Source organism: Nostoc sp. (genome assembly GCF_036919675.1).
In the GTDB taxonomy this organism is placed as follows: domain Bacteria; phylum Cyanobacteriota; class Cyanobacteriia; order Cyanobacteriales; family Nostocaceae; genus Nostoc.
On sequence record NZ_JBALCP010000116.1, the window covers coordinates 1 to 19,594 of the forward strand.

Annotated in this window: 20 protein-coding genes; 10 read left to right on the forward strand and 10 right to left on the reverse strand. The window is 43.6% G+C overall.

The window, feature by feature from the left end:
* Positions 1–337 precede the first annotated feature (337 nt).
* Positions 338–1,138 carry a histidine kinase gene (locus V7K49_RS25875; protein ID WP_335208183.1) on the reverse strand — a complete coding sequence of 267 codons (801 nt, stop codon included), beginning with the start codon at positions 1,136–1,138 and terminating at the stop codon, positions 338–340.
* A gap of 191 nt (positions 1,139–1,329) precedes the next feature.
* On the opposite strand from V7K49_RS25875, the gene V7K49_RS25880 reads away from it, so the two are divergent.
* The 6 genes from V7K49_RS25880 to V7K49_RS25905 all read left to right on the forward strand — a co-directional run bounded on the left by V7K49_RS25880 (position 1,330) and on the right by V7K49_RS25905 (position 6,609).
* Positions 1,330–1,554, forward strand: coding sequence for a hypothetical protein (locus V7K49_RS25880; RefSeq protein ID WP_273766817.1), 225 nt, complete (start codon positions 1,330–1,332; stop codon positions 1,552–1,554).
* Between the two features lie 55 nt (positions 1,555–1,609).
* The gene (gene petJ, locus V7K49_RS25885) at positions 1,610–1,945 is read left to right on the forward strand and encodes a cytochrome c6 PetJ (protein WP_335074212.1); all 336 of its coding nucleotides are present in this window, start codon (positions 1,610–1,612) and stop codon (positions 1,943–1,945) included.
* Between the two features lie 175 nt (positions 1,946–2,120).
* Positions 2,121–3,140 (forward strand): aldo/keto reductase, encoded by a 1,020-nt coding sequence (locus tag V7K49_RS25890; RefSeq protein WP_335208184.1) that lies wholly within the window; start codon positions 2,121–2,123, stop codon positions 3,138–3,140.
* 58 nt (positions 3,141–3,198) lie between these two features.
* Complete coding sequence (locus tag V7K49_RS25895) at positions 3,199–3,507, forward strand: hypothetical protein (RefSeq protein WP_335208185.1); 309 nt, start codon at positions 3,199–3,201, stop codon at positions 3,505–3,507.
* On the forward strand, positions 3,434–6,241 hold the full coding sequence (locus V7K49_RS25900) for a tetratricopeptide repeat protein (RefSeq protein WP_335208186.1): 2,808 nt from the start codon (positions 3,434–3,436) through the stop codon (positions 6,239–6,241). The genes V7K49_RS25895 and V7K49_RS25900 overlap by 74 nt, the downstream gene beginning before the upstream one ends.
* A gap of 158 nt (positions 6,242–6,399) precedes the next feature.
* Positions 6,400–6,609: a DUF433 domain-containing protein gene (locus tag V7K49_RS25905; RefSeq protein WP_335208187.1), complete on the forward strand. Its 210-nt coding sequence runs from the start codon at positions 6,400–6,402 to the stop codon at positions 6,607–6,609.
* On the opposite strand, the gene V7K49_RS25910 is transcribed toward V7K49_RS25905, so the two are convergent.
* The gene (locus V7K49_RS25910; protein WP_335208188.1) at positions 6,577–6,771 is read right to left on the reverse strand and encodes a DUF433 domain-containing protein; all 195 of its coding nucleotides are present in this window, start codon (positions 6,769–6,771) and stop codon (positions 6,577–6,579) included. The two genes, V7K49_RS25905 and V7K49_RS25910, sit on opposite strands and share 33 nt — an antisense overlap.
* A 493-nt stretch (positions 6,772–7,264) precedes the next feature.
* Positions 7,265–7,768 carry a DUF4385 domain-containing protein gene (locus tag V7K49_RS25915; RefSeq protein ID WP_335208189.1) on the reverse strand — a complete coding sequence of 168 codons (504 nt, stop codon included), beginning with the start codon at positions 7,766–7,768 and terminating at the stop codon, positions 7,265–7,267.
* Positions 7,769–7,845: 77 nt separating this feature from the next.
* Between V7K49_RS25915 and V7K49_RS25920 the strand changes: the two genes are divergently transcribed.
* Both V7K49_RS25920 and V7K49_RS25925 read left to right on the forward strand, forming a co-directional pair.
* Positions 7,846–8,313 carry a VOC family protein gene (locus V7K49_RS25920; protein ID WP_335208190.1) on the forward strand — a complete coding sequence of 156 codons (468 nt, stop codon included), beginning with the start codon at positions 7,846–7,848 and terminating at the stop codon, positions 8,311–8,313.
* A gap of 43 nt (positions 8,314–8,356) precedes the next feature.
* Complete coding sequence (locus V7K49_RS25925; RefSeq protein WP_335208231.1) at positions 8,357–8,632, forward strand: hypothetical protein; 276 nt, start codon at positions 8,357–8,359, stop codon at positions 8,630–8,632.
* Between the two features lie 197 nt (positions 8,633–8,829).
* Here the strand turns inward: V7K49_RS25925 and V7K49_RS25935 are convergent, their stop codons facing one another.
* Complete coding sequence (locus V7K49_RS25935; protein ID WP_335208191.1) at positions 8,830–9,591, reverse strand: class I SAM-dependent methyltransferase; 762 nt, start codon at positions 9,589–9,591, stop codon at positions 8,830–8,832.
* Between the two features lie 6 nt (positions 9,592–9,597).
* Here V7K49_RS25935 and V7K49_RS25940 point away from each other — a divergent pair, with 6 nt between their 5' ends.
* Together V7K49_RS25940 and V7K49_RS25945 are read left to right on the forward strand one after the other, a co-directional pair.
* Positions 9,598–10,416, forward strand: a complete 819-nt coding sequence (locus tag V7K49_RS25940) for a class I SAM-dependent methyltransferase (RefSeq protein ID WP_335208192.1) — start codon at positions 9,598–9,600, stop codon at positions 10,414–10,416.
* 314 nt (positions 10,417–10,730) lie between these two features.
* Positions 10,731–12,992, forward strand: a complete 2,262-nt coding sequence (locus V7K49_RS25945) for a cation:proton antiporter domain-containing protein (protein ID WP_335208193.1) — start codon at positions 10,731–10,733, stop codon at positions 12,990–12,992.
* A 99-nt stretch (positions 12,993–13,091) separates the two neighbouring features.
* Here the strand turns inward: V7K49_RS25945 and V7K49_RS25950 are convergent, their stop codons facing one another.
* The 6 genes from V7K49_RS25950 to V7K49_RS25975 all read right to left on the reverse strand — a co-directional run bounded on the left by V7K49_RS25950 (position 13,092) and on the right by V7K49_RS25975 (position 19,439).
* A complete protein-coding gene (locus V7K49_RS25950) occupies positions 13,092–14,528 on the reverse strand; it encodes a TolC family protein (protein ID WP_335208194.1) in 1,437 nt (478 codons plus the stop codon).
* Positions 14,529–14,631: 103 nt separating this feature from the next.
* Positions 14,632–15,303 (reverse strand): ABC transporter ATP-binding protein, encoded by a 672-nt coding sequence (locus tag V7K49_RS25955; RefSeq protein WP_334873035.1) that lies wholly within the window; start codon positions 15,301–15,303, stop codon positions 14,632–14,634.
* A gap of 275 nt (positions 15,304–15,578) precedes the next feature.
* Complete coding sequence (locus tag V7K49_RS25960; protein WP_335208195.1) at positions 15,579–15,782, reverse strand: hypothetical protein; 204 nt, start codon at positions 15,780–15,782, stop codon at positions 15,579–15,581.
* 56 nt (positions 15,783–15,838) lie between these two features.
* Positions 15,839–17,119 (reverse strand): ABC transporter permease, encoded by a 1,281-nt coding sequence (locus V7K49_RS25965; RefSeq protein ID WP_442948693.1) that lies wholly within the window; start codon positions 17,117–17,119, stop codon positions 15,839–15,841.
* A 23-nt stretch (positions 17,120–17,142) separates the two neighbouring features.
* Positions 17,143–18,741 carry an efflux RND transporter periplasmic adaptor subunit gene (locus tag V7K49_RS25970; RefSeq protein WP_335208196.1) on the reverse strand — a complete coding sequence of 533 codons (1,599 nt, stop codon included), beginning with the start codon at positions 18,739–18,741 and terminating at the stop codon, positions 17,143–17,145.
* Positions 18,742–18,842: 101 nt separating this feature from the next.
* On the reverse strand, positions 18,843–19,439 hold the full coding sequence (locus tag V7K49_RS25975; RefSeq protein WP_335074245.1) for a hypothetical protein: 597 nt from the start codon (positions 19,437–19,439) through the stop codon (positions 18,843–18,845).
* Positions 19,440–19,594: the final 155 nt, after the last annotated feature.

Sequence of the window (19,594 nt, forward strand, 5' to 3'; positions counted from 1 at the left end):
ACTTTAGAAAATGCGACCACTAAAATTCATCTCTGTTTTGTCAGACTTATGCTCCGAAGATTAGCTACTTTATAGATCCCAAATGGGTTCTATAAGCTATTCCAATTTTAACTTGCATAGATTAGGGTGGGTATCTTGCACACCCGATAAGAGTTTAATTTAATTCAAGCAATTTAGATGTTTTTCAACTCATCAAGCGGTGCGTTAGTCTTTGGCATAACACACCCTACGAAAACTGAGTCTTTAATAATTATACAAATACGTTGGTAGGGCACGGCAATGCCGTGCCCCTACGAAAATCATATGTATCAGGGTTTTTGTGAAAAAGCAGTCTAGTCTATTTATGAATAGTATCTCGCTCTTTATGAGCAGGTTGCTTATCTTTGAACAAGTCAGCCGCCGTTAAGAGTAACTGCCTCAACGTTTGTTTGATTTGGCGCTCTTTTCTCGCTAAAGATGTACCAGCTTCACCTAATTGCTCTTCTAGCTGCGATCGCTTTTGTTCTACCTGTACAGCCATAGATTCTGCTTGAGGACGAGCTTTATCATACCAGTGTTTAGCCTCGTCCAGATAATCTTGAACCTCCATAGAACGTCCGCCATAGCGTGCAGCTAAGTTAGCTCGGACAATCGCTAGCTGCGCTTGCAGTTGCGCGTAACGCTTCTTTAACAGTCCTACTTCTTCACTATCTTTAATAGCATTGACAGCAGAATCAATTGCAGTTTTGGTAGTAGCAGGTTCTTGCTTACCCGTATCTTCAATCTCTGCCAAAATTACATCAATCTCTTGCTGTAGTTCTTCTTCTTCACCATCCAGTTGAGCCTGTAACCGCTTGATATCTGTCTGAGTTTGAGCAATGCTTTCGTGTCTTTTGCTATTAATCCCTTCCAGCGCTCCTTCAATCGAAGCTGTCACTTCATCTTTGAGTTCGCTACCTTTTTCTTGGAAGTTTTCGATTACAGCAGAAACTGCATCTCTAACAAGGCTACGAAGCTCAGTAGAACCTTGTTTAAACTCAGAACCTACTTGAGAAACTGCGGATTTGACAATTTCTCGAATCCGCTCAGTTCTTAATTGTCCGGTTTCTTTAGCTTGTTGCAGGTCTGCTTGAATTTGTTGTTTGATATTGTTAGGCATTTTCAACTCTTGGGATTTAACTAATTTGGATAAAATTTTCTAGGCATGTTCCCACACCCACATTATGGCGTAGGCTGATAGAGCTAGGCACTTCCTTTAGATAGAAAATAACAACCCTAAGGAGGTGATGTGTAGCATGTTGACCATTTGTGAGATGATGAATATTTGTTGGTAGTAATTGGGAGTGAAATATGTGGCGAGTAAACATTACTTGTTCAGGGGATGCTTGGAAGCTTTATGGTACTGAATTTAAAGCGATCGCCCAGAAATATCAAGGTGAATTGATTGGTTCCAAAAAAATGCCAGATGGTACGCGCATCATGTCCTATAAAATTGAGGATGTTAGTGATGCAGAAGCCTTTCAAGAAGATTGTGCAAATTTTGCTGGATTTACAACTGACTTTGAATCCCTGTAGTATTGGTTCTGACACTTATGCCTGCAACCAATATGTAAAAATCGGGAGAAGTTAATTGAAAAAAATACTCACATTAGTATTAGTAACGTTTTTGTTATTAATCAGTACTTTCACTTTGCCTGCTAGTGCAGCAGATACAGTTAACGGTGAACAAATATTTAGTGTTCATTGTGCTGGTTGTCATATCAACGGTAGCAACATAATCAGGCGAGGTAAAAATCTCAAAAAGCAAGCGCTGAAAAAGTATGGTATGGATTCCATAGAGGCAGTTACATCTATAGTAACCAATGGTAAAAATAATATGTCAGCCTACAAAGAGCGCCTCACTGAACAGCAAATTCAAGATGTTACTGCTTACGTTCTCGAACAAGCGGAAAAAGGCTGGCGTTAGAAAGTTAGGAGTTAGGAGTTAAGACTTTAGTAGTTATTAACTCTAGCAGTCCTAAATCATTCATAATAAAGTAGAAAAGTTAAAAAGGCTGTAAAAACCTGCTTGTCAACTCACTAATTATTAACTTTTCTCACTTCTAACTTGTGACTTCCAACTTCTCACTCTTGACTTGAAAATGAACTTACCCGCAGCTAGCCGTCTCCAATTCACTCCCGATTTGAACATCTGCCGCATATTAAATGGTATGTGGCAAGTCTCCGGCGGACACGGACAGATAAATCCCCAAGCCGCTATTGAGACTATGTTCAAATATTTAGATGCAGGCTTTACCACTTGGGATTTAGCAGACCATTATGGCCCCGCTGAAGACTTTATTGGTGAGTTTCGCTGTGAACTAATTGATACTCGTGGGAAAGATGCTTTATCTCAGGTGCAAGCTTTTACAAAATGGGTACCTCGTCCAGGCAAAATGACGAAAAAACTGGTTGAGGAAAATATTGATATTTCCCTGATAAGGATGAATGTGGAATCGTTAGATTTGATGCAATTCCACTGGTGGGAATATCAGGATAAAAATTACCTGGATGCCCTCAAATATATGGCAGAACTTCAGACTGAGGGTAAAATTAAGCATCTAGGTTTAACTAATTTTGACACGGAAAACTTGAAGATTATTACCGAAGCAGGCATCAAAATTGTTTCTAACCAAGTACAATTTTCGCTTGTTGACCGCCGTCCTGAAGTTAATATGGTAGAGTTTTGTCAACAGCATGACATAAAACTTTTTACCTACGGTACACTGTGCGGCGGGTTGTTATCAGAAAACTATTTGGGGAAACCGGAACCGCGAAGAGATGATCTATCTACTGCTAGTTTGAAAAAATATAAAAATATGATTGATGGTTGGGGTAGTTGGCAATTATTTCAAGAGTTGCTGGCTATCCTCAAAGAAATTGCTAATAAGCATGGGGTAAGTATCTCCAACGTAGCAGTGCGTTACATTTTAGATCAGCCAACTGTGGGCGGCGTGATAGTTGGTGCCAGACTTGGTGTATCTGAACATATAGAAGATAACGCCAAAGTATTTAGTTTTAGTTTAGATACTGACGATCGCGATCGCATCAACGCAGTATCTCGGCAATCACGGGATTTATACCAGCTAATCGGCGATTGCGGCGACGAATATCGGCGATAATTTCAGGAATTGGGTGATAATACGGTGAAGGTTACTATGGAAACTACTGCTGTCAGCCATGCCCCTAAACTTCACCTTCGCCCTCAGTCAACAGCAGACTTTTGAACTGCGCTGTGATTATGGCTCACGTCGCCTGGATAAAACGGAGTTGGCAGCACTCATTGATTTGTGTGAGCAAAATTACTATGCTCAACAAAAAGATAGCTTACCCTATCTCACCCAGTTGGAACGGCAACTTTATCAATGGCTGGATGGTAAAGAAGGATGGCTGAGAAGGGCACTAGATGAGGCGGATGAGCAGAGCTTTTCGCGGACGCTGGCCGCGTGTAACTTTTCTCTCTGGTTGTCATACGGGACAGGTTCCTAACCAGGGGACAGTACCCTCGATGGCGCAGGCATTGGTGAAGGCGGGGGCAGGTATAGTTTTAGGCTGGGCGCGTCCGGTGTTTGACCGCACGGGTATTGTAGCAGCACAGGCATTTTATCAAGCTTTGGCGACGGGGGCAACTGTTGAGGAAGCAGTTAAAGCAGCGCAGGAGAAGATGATTGACGAAGAATGCACCGACTGGCATCTTTTGCGAATGTATCGAGATACGCGCCCCATTGCAGAACTGGTGACACCTCTGAGAACAGAAAATCGTGAAAGGTTGATGTTTACAGCACCAGAGCAAGAATTTCTCGATGAGAATAATCTAGTTAAAGTTGCCAGTCGGTTTGAGTTTGTGGGACGCAGACGACCTTTGCAACGGTGTCTCAGGGCATTGCGGGAAACCAGCGACCAAATCGGGGTGTTTATTGCCGGGATGGGCGGACTAGGCAAAAGCACCCTGGCGGCGCGGTTATGTACGCGCGTGCAGACGCAGCGTGACAATTTTGCGCGAGTCGTGTTGATTGGCCCTCTGGATGAGTGGGGTTTGCTGAATAAGCTTTCTAATAAGTTTGAGCGGTTTCTAGATGTGCCTGCACTTTTGAATGAACCAAAGATGTCTCTTAAAGGGCGGTTGCAAAACTTTTTTGAGGCAATTGAAAAGGAACACAACCAACCTTTGCTGCTGGTGCTGGATGACTTTGAGCAAAATATCCCCACAGCTAATATTGAAGATGGTTCACTGCGGATGACGGCAGAGGCTTACAAAATTTTAAAGGCGATTTGTGCAGCATTGGCGGAGAACGGGGCAGAAAGTCGGCTGATTGTCACCTGTCGCTATTTGAAAGAAGACACTTTGCCACCTCATCGCCTGCACCTGGAACGCCTGGAACAGATGAGCAGGAGTGATATTGATAAAATCTGCTTTCCCTTAGATAAGGAAGTTAGGCAACAGTTAAGAACTCAGCGAATTATTCACATTGCTGATGGTAATCCCCGGTTGCTGAAGTGGCTATTAGAGGTGATTCAGCAGCCGGCATTAGCGACGGATGAATTATTGAATTGTCTGGAGGCGACTGAGCAGAAGTTCCGCGAAAATATTTTGGCACAAACTCTGCTGGATGCTTTGGAACCGGAAGAACAAAAGTTTCTGGCACGGTTGAGTGTGTTTCATCTGCCTGTGATGGAGGATATTGTCAGGGCAATTTCTACCACCGGAGAATTGGCAGTTTTGGGCAAGCTAACCAGCCTTAGCCTAGTCGAGTCTGCCACCACTCATCCCAACCAGCCAGCTAATTATCGGGTGACGACAATTTTAGAACCTTTGTTAGAGCCAGTGTTGAGTGAGGAAGAATGGCAAGCAACGCGACAGCAAGGGGTGAGGAAAATCCATCAAGTTTGGTGGGAGGAGACTAAGCAAAAAACGGAAGCGCAAGCACTGGAAATTGTACGTTTGGGGCTGTTGGCAAAAGAGCAAGAAATTGCTGTTAGCGTTGGGGATGGGATTGCAACCTATTGGGTAAACAATTTTCGCTTTGTGGAAGCTTTAGAGCTGTGTAAGCAAATCTTGGTAGTTTATCAAGACTACTGCATCTTAGGAACCATCGCCCGTGCGGAAGAAGTTTTGGGTTTTATACAAGAATCTCTTTCCCATTATCAGCAAGCTATACACCTTTGCCCTGAAGATGATTTAACAAGAAAAGCCACTACTCTCAACAACATGGCACTGATAATATTCCAAAAAGGGGATATAGCTAGAGCAGTCACACTCTACAAGCAATCTTTGGAAATACAAGAGCGGATTGGTGATCTTAAAGGCAAAGCCGCTACACTCAACAACATTGCACTGGTAATCGTTCAACAAGGGGATATGTTTGGAGCGATCGCACTCTGGGAGCAATCCTTGGGAATATCTGAGCAGATTGGTGATCTTAAAGGCAAAGGTGCTACGCTCAACAACATGGCGCAGGTAATAGCCCAACAAGGAGACATACCCAGAGCGATTACACTCTGGGAGCAATCTTTGGAAATCAAAGAGCAGATTGGCGATGTCAAAGGTAAAGCGACTACCCTTAATAACATGGCAAAGGTAATCGCCCAACAAGGGGACATACCCAGAGCGATCGCACTCTGGGAGCAAGACTTGGAAATATCTGAGCAGATTGGGGATGTCAAAGGTAAAGGACTTACCCTGGCAAACATAGCTTATTGGGCAGGTGAAACCGGGGATAAAGTTAGAGAATTAGAACTTAATTTGCAAGCTGCTTTGGCACTTACACAGGTTTGTGCCTATGTTGATTTAGTGACAGTTATAACTAGCTTAGGTGTAACAGATGAAAGCAACGGTTTGGTTTACCTAGCTCAAGCAATGTGGCTGACACTGACGATTCGAGTCCCCTTTGTACAGACCATTGAAATAATCCGTGCTTTATATGATGCAGTCCCTCAAGGCAATGAACTAGAAGCTTTGCTAGGGGCAACAGCAATTTTCTTTTGCAACCGCCGAGGTAAAGGCCATCCCCAATTAGATGAACTCCAAGAGCGTAGTATTGAGATGATATCAGAGGCCGCAAGTACCCAGAGAATTGAGACACAGGAAGCGTTTGAAAGTTGGGTTATCCAGCAACGGCTGAACGAACCAGAATATTTCCTCCCCCGACTCAATCAACGCCTAGAGGAGATAGTCGGCGATGGCTGGTTGTTTGACCCCAGTCAAGTTTCAATCGGTGAATAAGGGGAAATGCGATCGCGTTAATCTTAATGATTTTTGTTGTCTTGTCCAGAGAGGAGATGCGATGAAGATAAGGGAGATGCGATCGAGTTAATCTAAAATTAGTTGTGACAATGTAACCAGCTTATGCAGTCGTTCAATATTACTCTGCCAGATGCGATATGGAATCTCAACTAATACAAACTTCTCCCGACATCCTTTCTGGTACACCCGTCTTCTATGGAACTCGCGTACCAGTACAAACATTAATTGATTATTTGGAAGCAGGCGATCGCCTCGACGACTTTCTAGAAGATTTTCCCACTGTGAGCCGCGCACAAGCAACAGCGTTTCTCGAATCACTCTGCTGTAAAAGCAAATACCGCCCTTAATGCTTCTGAGGTAAGAGTCGGATAGTTTTCTAGCACTTGTTGTTCTGTCCATCCCGCAGCAAACAAACCTAACAAAAACTCTACAGATAAACGAGTTCCTTTCACAGTCGGCTTACCCAGCAGAATTTTGGGGTCTGAATGAATGTACTGTTGCCAGTCCATAGTTTTTACTCCGACTAAGCTACAGCTATTGTTTCACAGTATGATTTATGTTGGATTGCTGAGGGGAAATGCGATCGCGTTAATCTTAAATTAATTGGCAATAATGTAAAAAGTTTCTGCAATCAGTCCTCTAGACTCGTTCACGAGTATAAAAGACTCGTCGGCGAGTATCAAAGACTCGTTCACAAGTATCAAAGACTCATTCACGAGTATAAAAGACTCATCGGCGAGTATAAAAGACTCATCGGCGAGTATAAAAGACTCATTCACGAGTATCAAAGACTCGTTCACGAGTATAAAAGACTCGTCGGCGAGTATCAAAGACTCCTTCACGAGTATCAAAGACTCGTCAGCGAGTATCAAAGATTCATTCATCCACCTCAAAGACTCGCTCTGGCGAATGGAATTCGCGGGTATACAGACAAAACCCACCTCCGTGGGTTTCAAATTCGTGAGTCCGCGCAGGCGAACTTAGTTTGTATAGCCGCAATTTCTAATCGGCAGGTATATTTATTTGCAAAGGTGAGATGCTCTCATACATCTGTTTATGCTTGGCTAAAAGCTCTTGATATTTCTCGTTTGTCTTTGCTTCTACCCACTTAGCTTTAAATATTGCTGCTGATTCCGCTTTAACTGAATCTACTTCGTAGGGAAGAATCTCTTTTTTGTCACCTGAAGTTTCCGAATTTTGTTTATATTTCCTGCCACTCTTATGATTAGCATAACGGCGGGAGCGAGTATAACCCATTTGGATAAACTTTCGTGCCATATCCGCTCCTACAAAATCATCTTTCTCTAAATAATCAAGAAAAAGCTCGTATATTTTTTCACTCGACTCTCTAGCAATATCAGGAGTTTTAAACCGCCAGTAGGGAAGAATTTCTGATTTGTATGGTTCAACCAAAAGTACACCCTGCTCACCCTTGCCAACGCGATAGAGTTCAGGATGTTGGCGAAAATCGAGATTTTTAAAGTCTAAAGAATAATCAAAAGCCATGCGAAGTGTTTATTATTCATAATAAACTTTAATAAAAAAGTTGAGCTTCTATCTCTGTAGGGAAATTTTGTTTTATTATGCTATCTAGCACCCAATCTGTGAACAGTGTCCTTGCTCCGGGCAATCTGCGTAAAGTGCATCACATTGCCCTCAACGTCCAGGATATGCAAGCTTCCCGCTACTTTTATGGCACAATCCTGGGTTTGCATGAACTTACAGGCGACGAAGTACCCGCAACCCTGGTGGAACTTGTCGCATCTGGGAAAGTAGCCAACTTCATCACCCCGGATGGGACGATACTGGATTTATTTGGGGAACCAGAGTTATCACCACCAAATCCAGACCCAGAAAAGACTTTCACTAGAGCCTACCATCTAGCCTTTGACATAGATCAGCAGTTATTCGATCGCGCGGTGACAGTGATCAGAGAAAATAAAATAGCGATCGCTCATGGCCCAGTCACTCGCCCTACTGGTAGAGGAGTGTATTTTTACGATCCAGATGGCTTTATGATTGAAATTCGTTGCGATCCAGAAGTTAGTTAGCTTAGAGGCGATCGCAAAAGTATCTACTATGAGCGGGAAACTCATGCAAATATTTAAACTAATTGAAGAGACGATCACAAAACCACCGATTCCACACGAACCATACAAGCAATCATTGAAAGCTTGGGCGATGTATTGTTTGCGAGACAAAGGTTTTAAAGTCGTTTATGCTCAGAATGCCGACTTTGCCATTGAAACTAAAGGCGTAGAAAAGCTGTATTTTAAAGTTTCAAATAGCGCCGATGATTTAGATAATTCTCTTAGCTGGATTGTTTGGGATAGTGCAACCAAAAGCGCCAGCCTCATTCCCAAAAAATAGACTGATGTCAAAAAATCGCTGTGACTATCTTCCTTCCCCAGACAACTGCTGCACAAATATTTGATGTTCTGGCGAATTTAATCCCAACTGCAATACAGCCAATACTTGCTGCATATTGCCAGCAAGTAAATCTGACCAAGGAGTTTTACTTTATTATGGCTTGGTACATATTTTTCTTGTGATCCACTGCCCAAGCCTCATCTTGTCAATAAATCGCTAGAATCAGGTTTCTCAAATACCATTAAATGCTGTTGAGGTAACAAGTTTTTAGTTTCCCGCCAAACCAAACCAACAGCTTGCATTTCTTTACGGACTTGCTTTTGAGTCATCTTGTGCAGACCTTTAATTAGAATAAAGGGATTTTCGCCCCGGTACTCAACCAGCACCACCCTTCCACCTGGTTTCAGTCCTTTCACAATTCCTTGCATCACTTCTTGGGGATACTCCAATTCATGGTAAGCATCTACCATCAGCGCCAAATCGACACTTTCAGGTGGTAGATTTGGGTCAGTAAGGGTCGCCAAAACAGGCTCAACATTGGTGATGTTTTTCTCTTTTTTGAATAACTCAATGATTTCCAACATTTCTGGCTGAACATCTACAGCCAACACCTTACCTGCTGTTAATAGCGGCGCGATGCGAAAGCTCAAGTAACCTGTACCAGCCCCAATATCCGCCACCAGATCATTAGGTTTCAGATTGAGGACGTTGACTACCTTACTTGGCTGTTCCTCTCCTTCTCGCCTTGGACGTTCTAGCCAGCCAGCACCTGTGTATCCCATAACTTTGGCAATTTCTCGCCCCATGTAATATTTGCCGATACCATCTGGATTATGGATAATATGCTGTTCGTAAACTGTGGTGGATGAAGACGCGGCTTGTGCTGTCAGGGTTGGGTTCAGGAGTGAGCAACTCAATATCACAACAAGAGTTACTATAAAGTGGGCAAAATTTGACATTTGGTTATGACTGATCTGGATAGCTATAAACAGCAACTAAGAGAATTTTATGGTAGTAGAACGACTTATGACCATGAGGAAGGGACTCGCCATCCTCTAGAAGCCAAGCTTCTACTTGAATTTGTGCCGCTAGATTCGGGACAGAAAATCCTTGATGTGGCGACTGGAACAGGTTTAGTTGCGATACCCGCAGCTGAAAAAGTTGGTTCAGAGGGTTATGTGATTGGGATTGACATGACCCCTGGAATGTTGCATCAAGCAAGACTTAAGATTGCAGTAGCAAAATTACAAAACATCGAGTTGATTGAGGCAGATGCAGAATATTTCAACTTTAATGATAGTAGTTTTGATGTTGTCTTTTGCTGTGAGGCAATTGTACTTTTTCCTAATATCCTTGCTACTTTGCAAAAGTGGTATGGCTACTTGAAAACAGGAGGGTATGTAGCATTTACCTGTCCTCCCAAAACTGCTTTTATGGCATCTCTTCAGCAGAGGATCTGCGCTAGAGTTTTGGGCGAATCATTACCACATATTCTTGAACCACTGGGGACTCGAGAAAAATGTCAAAATTTGCTCAATCAGGCAGGTTTTAGAGATATCGAAATTAAGATTGAGCCATCAGGACGTTATCGCCCTGTGAGGGATAGCAGATTATCTGGGACAGTAATTAATATAAATTTTAAAGGTAATCCGTTGTTGTCAAAATTATCACAAGAACAATTAAATCAGTTGCAAGTTGAGTACAAAGCAGAAATTGAAAAACTAGCAACTGATCAAGGTCTTTGGGAAGACACTACAAAGTTCTTTGTTCGCGCTCGAAAATAAGTTGATGAGCAAAGCTTTAGTTCTAACCTGACCAATAATTCCTTGATTGTACAGAGCAAGTGCAATACGCTTGGATTAAGGCTAAAATCTTTTGTTAAAGTCAATTTTTTTATCGAACCACAGAGGCGCAGAGAACACCGAGACAAGATAGAAATGCTTAACTGAACTGTATTGAGATTTGCGGATTTATTTGTGGGGTCAATCCAAAATTGTCTGACAGTTTAACCTCCTAGACCGATGTAGAAGTAAATATTTTTAGGATTTACTTGAAGCAGCCCCTTTAAAAATTCGTAATCCAACCTTTGGACGCTTATATGCAAAACCTGTCCCTAATGTTAGTGCCTGTACTCGCTGCACAGAAAATAGCAGGTGACGGTTTAATTAAACCTCTCGGTCATCATGAACTGCTGTTGGTGCTGGTACAACTGTCACTATTGCTTCTGGTAGCGCGGGGATTAGGTGAGTTGATGCGCCGGATTAACCTACCGCCTGTTGTCGGGGAATTACTGGCGGGTGTGCTGCTGGGCCCTTCTCTATTTGGTTTGCTCCTTCCAGACTTACAGGCACACATCTTTCCCAAAAGTCAAGAACAATCGAATTTACTTTCGGTGATTTCTTGGTTAGGCGTGTTATTTTTGCTGATTGTAACTGGGTTAGAGACGGATCTCAAGCTGATTCTTCGTAAGGGTAAAACGGCTCTGCTGATTTCACTGGGCGGAATTATTATCCCGTTTGTTACCGGATTTGGATTGGGCTGGCTATTGCCAGATAGTTTTTTAGCGGACCCACAAAAGCGACTAGTATTTAGTCTATTTATCGCCACAGCAATGAGTATTTCAGCAGTACCAGTGATTGCTAAGGTGCTGATGGACTTAAACCTGATTCGCCGTGACATTGGTCAAGTCACCTTAGCTGCTGGTATGACTGACGACACCATCGGCTGGATTTTACTTTCTGTGGTTTCAGGTTTAGCTACTAGTGGCAAATTTGACTTTGGGACAATTTTCCATTCCGTGAGTGCAGCGGTATTATTTCTAGCGATCGCCTTCACAATTGGGCGTACCATCGTAGACCAGATTTTGCGCTGGGTTGATGACTACGTTGGCGGAGTCTCCGCTAGTATATCGGTTGTGCTGATTCTTTCGCTCTCGGCAGCAGCACTTACCCACGCATTAGGTCTAGAAGCAGCATTAGGTGCTTTTGTGCTAGGGATTCTGGCAGGTCAATCCCGCCGCTTTAGCAATGAAGCTGGACACATGCTAGAAGTATTCACAGCAGCCTTTCTCGCGCCGATTTTCTTTGCTTCAGCTGGCTTGAAAGTTAACTTGCTAACCCTGTTAGTGCCCCAGACGTTGCTATTTGGCTTGATTGTTCTCGCTGTCGCCTGTGTTGGGAAATTTACAGGTGCTTACCTTGGTTCTCGCGTCGGCGGCTTGAGTCATTGGGAAGGTTTGGCGATGGGTTCCGGGATGAATGCTCGCGGAGCGATGGAAATTGTCGTTGCCACGATTGGTTTATCTTTGGGAGTGCTGAATCCACAGATGTACTCGATTATTGTCATGGTAGCGATCGTCACTTCCCTAATGGCTCCACCCCTTTTGCGCTGGTGTTTGTCGAAGGTGGTTATGAGTGAAGAGGAAGCTCGACGTTTGGAACAAGAAGAACAGGATAGCCACAGCTTTATCAAGCAAATTCAGCGTGTCTTAATACCGACTAGCGGTGGCCCCAACATCCAACTAGCGGCGCAACTAGTCGGTTACATGGCTCACCAAAACTCAATAGAAGTTACATCTCTATATGCCCTGAGTGACAAGCAGCCCCAAAACAAAGCCCGCCGGACGGTAACCCAGGTTAAAGATAACGCTGCCGAGCAAGCTCTGGCTTCTGTTGCTGAGGAAATGCAGCTACCTACTGATACCATTTTGCAAACAAAAACGGAGTCTGGGCACAGTAAAGCGGAGGTGATTTTGAATGAAGCGAACAAAGGCTATAACTTGATCGTACTGGGAGCTTCTGAACAGAAACGCCCCCAGAAAGCATTGTTCAATTTGCTTGTAGATCGGGTAGTACAAGAAGCACCTTGTGCAACGATGGTGGTTAAGTCGCACCTACCCCAAGCCAAAGGCGAGATATGCAAAATCGCTCAACAACAGCTGACAAAGATTTTGGTGCCAACGGTGGGGACAGAATACAGCAAAAATGCCGTAGAGATGGCAAGTACGATCGCTGCTCAAACAGGGGCATTAGTGATGATCGTTAACGTGATTAATTTGCCACAGCTTGAGTATATTCTTTACGAACAGCGATCGCTAGCTCCAGTGAAGGAAATTGCCCATGAACTACTCGAACAGCAAGCAGCAACTGGTCGCAATCTCGGTGCTGATGTCAAAACTTATATTCTTCAAGGAACCAGCCCAGAAAGGGAAATCCTCAAGTTTGCCCAAACCAACGAAGTTAACTTAATTATTCTCGGAAGTAGTATCCGAATGGTTACAGGTCGCGTTTTCTTCGGTCACAGAGTGGATGCAATTTTGAATAAAGCCCATTGCCCAGTAGCGGTAATTACTACGCCATAGTCGTTCTAATTAGATGCATTTAGTTTGCTTGAATATAGCTATATTCACATAGATTACCAATCTCAGGATCTAAGCAAACTTTTCTTTAATGATTTGACCTTAGCGCGAAGCCCTAGAAGTGACTGATCTTTGCAAATTAGCTAGAGCGCGATTGTAATCCAAAATAGCTGTGACTCGATTACCTTCTGCTCTTGTCAGGTCATTTTCAGCATCAATCACCTCGGTTTGAGTGCCCACACCAGCTTGGAACCTCAGCCTTGCTAAATTGACAGCTTCCCTGGCTTGATTTAAAGCCACACTAGAAGTTTGCACATTATCTAAATTGGATTGCAATTGAGAATAGTACTGTTCTACATCAAAGCGAATTTGGTCGCGCTGGCCAGAAAATTGAGACTCTGCAATCCCAATATTAGCTCTCGACTGAGCCGCACGCGCTTTTGCTACTCCCCCATCAAACAAACTTACATTTCCTTGGAGTCCCGCTGAATAACCATTAGTAATGCTGACACCGTCATTAAACCGATCTAGCAGATTGTAGGTGCCTACTAAACTAATTTGCGGCCCTAGCTGTGAAAGCGCCTGTCGTCGCCGTTGCTCGGAAATATTACGTTGTGCCAAATACTGTGGCAATTCTGGACGATTTTGAAACGCTTGGACAATTGTTTGTTCCAGTGTTGGCTGCCAAAGACCCGCTAGTTGTACAGGATCTGCTGCACTGATATTAACTGACTGCGACAAACTTAACAGGGTAGCAAGCTGACGACGGGCAATTTGCTGCTGTGAGATAGCATTAGTCAGGTTTTGTTGGGCATTTGCTAAATTCACCTGAGCTTGCAGCACATCAAACCGCGTACCCACTCCAGCCTGTTCTCTGGCTTGAGTATCCCGCAAACTAGCCTGGGCATTCGCCACAGCAGACCGATTAATTCTTACTAATTCATCAGCTTGTTGCAAATTGTAGTATTGAGTGCTGGCATTCAACCTAATTGTAAGAGACTGAGTTTCAACATCAAATTCATCCACACGTAGTTGTTCTTCAGCTGCTCGGATAGTTGCCTCTCGATTACCGGAGGTATAAAGGTTATAATTCAGTTGTGCTGAAGCATTGAATGTGGTGCTGGCTTGAGATGAATTGTTAGTAAAACCATTCCCATTATTAGTCACACGACTGTCAAGACCAAGAGTAGGAAATAAGGCAGCTTGAGACTCACGTAGCGCCGAGCGACTGCGTTCTAACTGTAATAGGGCTATCTGTAAGTCTCGATTGTTACGTTTTGCTAGTTCCAAAGCCTGTGCCAAACTGATTGGCACAGTTTGCTGAATCCTTACTTCCTCCGGTTTGGTAGGAAATTGGAGAGGATTGGAATTGGGGTTGAGGGAATCGGGAACCTGTACAGAGCTTGAGGAATTCTGCGCTTTTGGGGGAGTTACTGCACTTGCTGCATTTGGAAAAAGAATAGCGATACCTGACGGCAAGACTACCGCCAACGCTACGGTAACCCAGGTAGAATATACGGAGAATAAGCTGAGATTCATAATGATGTAGTCATTAATGAGGTTTCTTTGAGGATACAATCACCTGATTGACCTACAGAGGTTTAAATTTTAAATTCCCCCTCAAAAGGTTGATATTAACAAATTAACCTACAATCAAACCATCCTGAACTCGAATAATCCTGTTGGTTTGAGCAGCGATATCTGGCTCATGAGTGACAATCACAATTGTGATCCCTTGGTCATTAAGTTCTGTTAGCAAACTCATCACCTCATGCGAAGTTTCAGTATCTAAAGCTCCTGTTGGCTCATCTGCCAAAACTAATGCAGGTCGGTTGACCAAAGCACGAGCAATAGCTACCCGTTGTTGTTGTCCGCCAGAGAGTTGACTGGGACGATTAGATATCCGTGCGCCTAATCCTACCTTTTCCAAGGCTTCTAATGCCCTTTGACGGCGTTTTGGCTTAGGCAAGTTAGCGTAAATCATTGGTAACATGACGTTTTCCAGCGCTGTCGCCCGCGCCAATAGGTTAAATTGTTGGAAAACAAAACCTATTCTTTGGTTGCGGATATAGGCTAATTCATCATCATCAAAAGTCGTCAGGTTTCTGCCCTCAAAAATATAGTCTCCAGTTGTGGGACGATCCAGACATCCCAAAATATTCATCAGCGTGGATTTACCCGAACCTGATACACCCATAATGGAGACGTATTCCCCTTCCTCTATGGAGAGTTGAATTCCCTTAAGTATTGGAACACTAACTTCTCCCAAGTGATAGGTTTTGGTAATCGATTCCATCCAAATCATAGTTGTCATATTGATTTCGGCTTAATAAATTGTTAGTTGTTGGTTGTTAATTTTTCAAAAAATTACATTGACTGTATAACCTGCGAATAATTAAAATTTAGTCCCCAAGCTATTTGCAAATAAGCTGCAATATTAGGATGTAAAATTATCAGTAAATAGAAAGTACTTCTTGCAATCAAATACCATAATCACCATCTAATTAAAATTGGTAGTTACGAACCAAAATCTTGTGACTTACCTTCCTTGGCGTTATCAAACTCTATTTGTAGTTGGGAAAAATTGCCCTATGAAAATTGCACTAATCCCAGATTAATTAGCGTTTTCACTTCAGCAGAAAAGTTTTGAACAGCGAGTAAGATGACTTGTAATGCTGTAATTTCCTTGAATCCAACTTTATGAACTAAAGTGAGTTCAAAAGCAGTTAGTATATCTGTTGGTGGTGCTTCTGGTTCAACACAGACAAAGATATGATCTAGTTCAAGTTGCATAAATTCACTTGTTTTAAGAGAAGTTTTTAATTTTTAAATTTTCCAGTTTTAATTATTTAGTCACTACGTAAAGCGGTGATTGGATCTAATTTGGATGCATTCCGGGCTGGAATTACCCCAGCGAGTAAGCCAACGGTTAACGAGAGTCCAAAGCCAGCAATGATCGACAATAAAGAAATTACAAACGGAAATTTGAAAATGTTTGCAGCTACAAAAGCTAATAAAACCCCAGTCGCCATGCCAATACCTCCGCCGACAATGGAAATCACGATCGCTTCAGCTAAAAATTGATTAAGGATTGCAGAATTGGTGGCTCCTACGGCTTTACGAATCCCGATTTCCCGCGTTCGCTCAACCACGGAAACTAGCATAATATTGGCAATACCAATTCCACCAACCACCAGGGAAATTCCAGCGATCGCTACCACCATTACTGTAAATAAACCCACAATACTAGTGAAGGTACTAACAATATCAGCTTGATTAGTCAGCCGAAAATCATCAGCTTGTGGCGGATAAATGTTATGACGCAGCCGTAAGAGATTGGTGACTTGAAACTGAGCGGCTTCTAACTGCTCCTGATTAGCGCCTTTGACTAAAATTCCACTTACAGAAACGCCTACCAGGGCATTGTTACCAACCAGTCTCTTCGACATAGTAGTTAGAGGGATGAAAATCTGGTCATCTCGATCCATCGGGCCTTGAGCGCCTTTAGGCTCCATCACCCCAATTACTTCATAAGCCTCTCCCTGAATCCGAATTCGCTCACCGATAGGATTTACACCCTTTCCAAAGAGTGTGGTTTGGACTGTGGGGCCAAGAATGGCAAGCTGTGCGGCAATATCTAGTTCTTCTTGAGTAAAATATTTCCCTTGTTGGGGGTGGGTATTTCTGACTTCTGGGTAGTTTAAATCTGTGCCATAAATAGTTGTTGAGGTGTTCTGTCCTGCATATACAACTTGGGCACTGCGTTGGAGATAAGCAGAAACCATCTGTGCTGATGGCGCTTGTGTAGCGATCGCCTTAGCATCTTCCCAAGTCAAGGTGCTGCTAGAACCTACTCCTTGACGGACATTCCCGCTTCTTGCAGCACCCGCTAAGATTTGGATCACATCTGTACCCAATGCTTGTATCTGTTGCTCAACCCCCTTTTGCACTCCCTGACCAACAGAAGTAATGGCAATGACCGAAGAAATCCCAATAATCACGCCCAACATAGTTAGACCTGTGCGTAATTTGTTACTCCACAAAGTCTCTGCCGCCATTGTCAAGATTTCCAGCAACGGGACTGTGCGGGTATTCTTAGCTTTGTAAAAGCCCTTAAATATCTTAAACATAAGGTTTCTATTTAAAACTCACTTTAAGGGGAACCACCGCCTTGAGAACGACCACCGGCAGAACCACCACCTGAACGATCGCCGCCGCCGGCTCCTCTTCCTCCTCCTGTGCCTCCTCCTAGACCAGGAAAAACCCCTCCTCGTGGTGTTGATTGCGGACGTGACCCTGGTGGGAAACTGAGCAATACCATTTCGTTTCCTGTCAATCCAGACTTAACTTCGGTAAAATTATTTGCGGAGACGCCAGTCTCAATGGCAGTGAACACAGGTCTGTTATTCTTTCCTGCCACAAACACACCTGTGGCATTTTCTTGGCGCACCACCGAGGCTGTTGGCACTACTAGAACATTTTCCACTTGACCGACTTGAAAATCTACTTCCGCATTCATCCCAGACCGCAGTAGTCTTTGAGGGTCTAAAAGTGATACTCTCACTTCAAAACTGGTGACGTTTTGCTCTACTATCGCTTGGGCAGCAATTTGGCTGACTTTACCTTCAAAAGTTTTTCCTGGGTAGGCATCTGCTTTAATCGAGACTTTTTGACCAAGGCGGGTTTTGGAAATATTTGTTTCCGCTAAATTTGCGACAACTTCATTTGTTGAAGCTAGAGACAAGATTGAAGAAGAAGAAGAAGAAGCTACTTCACTACTGGCTGTTGTAGGTGTCACGAAAGCGCCTGGATCAGCAAACTTCTTGGTCACCACACCATCAAAGGGGGCGCGAATTACTGTGTCATTGATTTCGGCTTGGATGTTTTGCAGCGATCCGCGAGCAGATGTTACTTGGGCGCGGGCTGCATTAATATCTTCTTGGCGCGTTCCTGCTTTCAGAAGCGCCAAAGCTTGCTGTCTCTGCTTCACCACAGCTCGGGCTTGCTCGATGTCTTCTGGACGTGACCCAGCTTTTTGCAACCCCAGTGCTTGCTGTACTTCATTTACACTAGCTTGGGCACTGTCGCGAGTGGCACGGTTTTGGTTAAGAGTCTGAAGCGATATACCGCCTGCATTGTAAAGTTGCTGATTACGAACAAAATCATCGTCTGCTTGGCGAAGGGTGGCTTGAGCGCTTTGCAAGCGGGCCTGTGCTTGGGCAATATCTTGAGAGCGATTGCCTGCTTGTACCTTTTGCAGATTCGCCTCGGCTTCGTCTAATACTCCTTGTGCTTGAGCAATATCTTGAGGGCGATTGCCTGCGATCGCCTTTTGCAAATTCGCCTCGGCTTGTGCCAATTGTCCTTGAGCGGAGGTGAGTTGCCCCCGCAGGTTGGAATCATCCATGTAAGCGACAATTTGTCCTTGTTTGACGAGATCCCCTTCCTTTACCAGCAGTGTTTTCAAGATCCCTGAATTTTTCGGGCTGAGGTTGATTGAGCGCTCAGGCTTGACCGTTCCGTTCGCTGAAACTGTGATTGTTAAACTCTGCCTTTCTACAGGCTTTGTCAGCACCCGGCGTCTGGCTTCTTGACGGGAAACAACTGTTACTTGGTAATAAACTCCATAGCCAATTCCACCCAAAAGGCAAAGAGCAATTAGCCAAGAGAGCCAATTACGTCTGCCCTTTTTTTTCTTTACCTCTGGAACCAAAACTGATGAATCTACGGTATTTGGCGTATCAATTTTCATATCCGCTTTGTCTATAAAGAACGGCTACCGAGCTAGTTATTCACGGTTAAAACTATAACTTGGTAGCCCTATACTGACAATGATTTTGAGTTTTTAGTGTTTTAAAGGTTTATTTGCAGTACCAATCCACTAGGAAGTCTGTAGTAATCATCACGCTCTCTAACTAATCTCCCAGCAGGAACAATTTCCTGATTGGGAAGAAGAATATCCCCGTTGGGAAGTCTGAAGTAACCTTGATTACGCAATCTGGCTATGTTCCTAGAAGGAATAATTTGCCCATTGGGATATCTGATGTCACCATTACCAAGTCTGACTACTCTGCTATAGGGTTCGTTGTCACGGTTCCAATTGCCCCGATCTCTAGGGTTTCTGACTTCTCCAGGATAGGGTCTGCCATCGCGGTTCCAATTACCCCTGTCTTCAAGGTTTCTGACTTCTCCAGAATTGGATCTGCCGTCGCGGTTCCAATTGCGCCTGTCTACCGGAGTTGTAACTTCTCTAGAATTGGGTCTGCTGTCGCGGTTCCAATTGCCCCTATTTGTGGGAGTGCTAACTTCTCCGGCATTGGATCTGCCGTCGCGATCCCAATCTCGATCGCGTTCACCTGTCTGGGCATTTGCAGGCGCAGTCAAGAGAGCGGGAATAATGATCAGGGCAGCAGCAGCTAAGACTATCGATATACGGTTTGCTTTCAACATGAAATTGACTCCTTATTTACATTAAAGTTCTATTTTGCTTAGGTTCAGATTCAGCAATTTAGACAGTTGCTTTTGTTTTGGCATCAAGATGTCTAATATTTAACTAAGCGTATAAATTCATACATAATAATTATGGCTCAAAAATTCCCAACCGA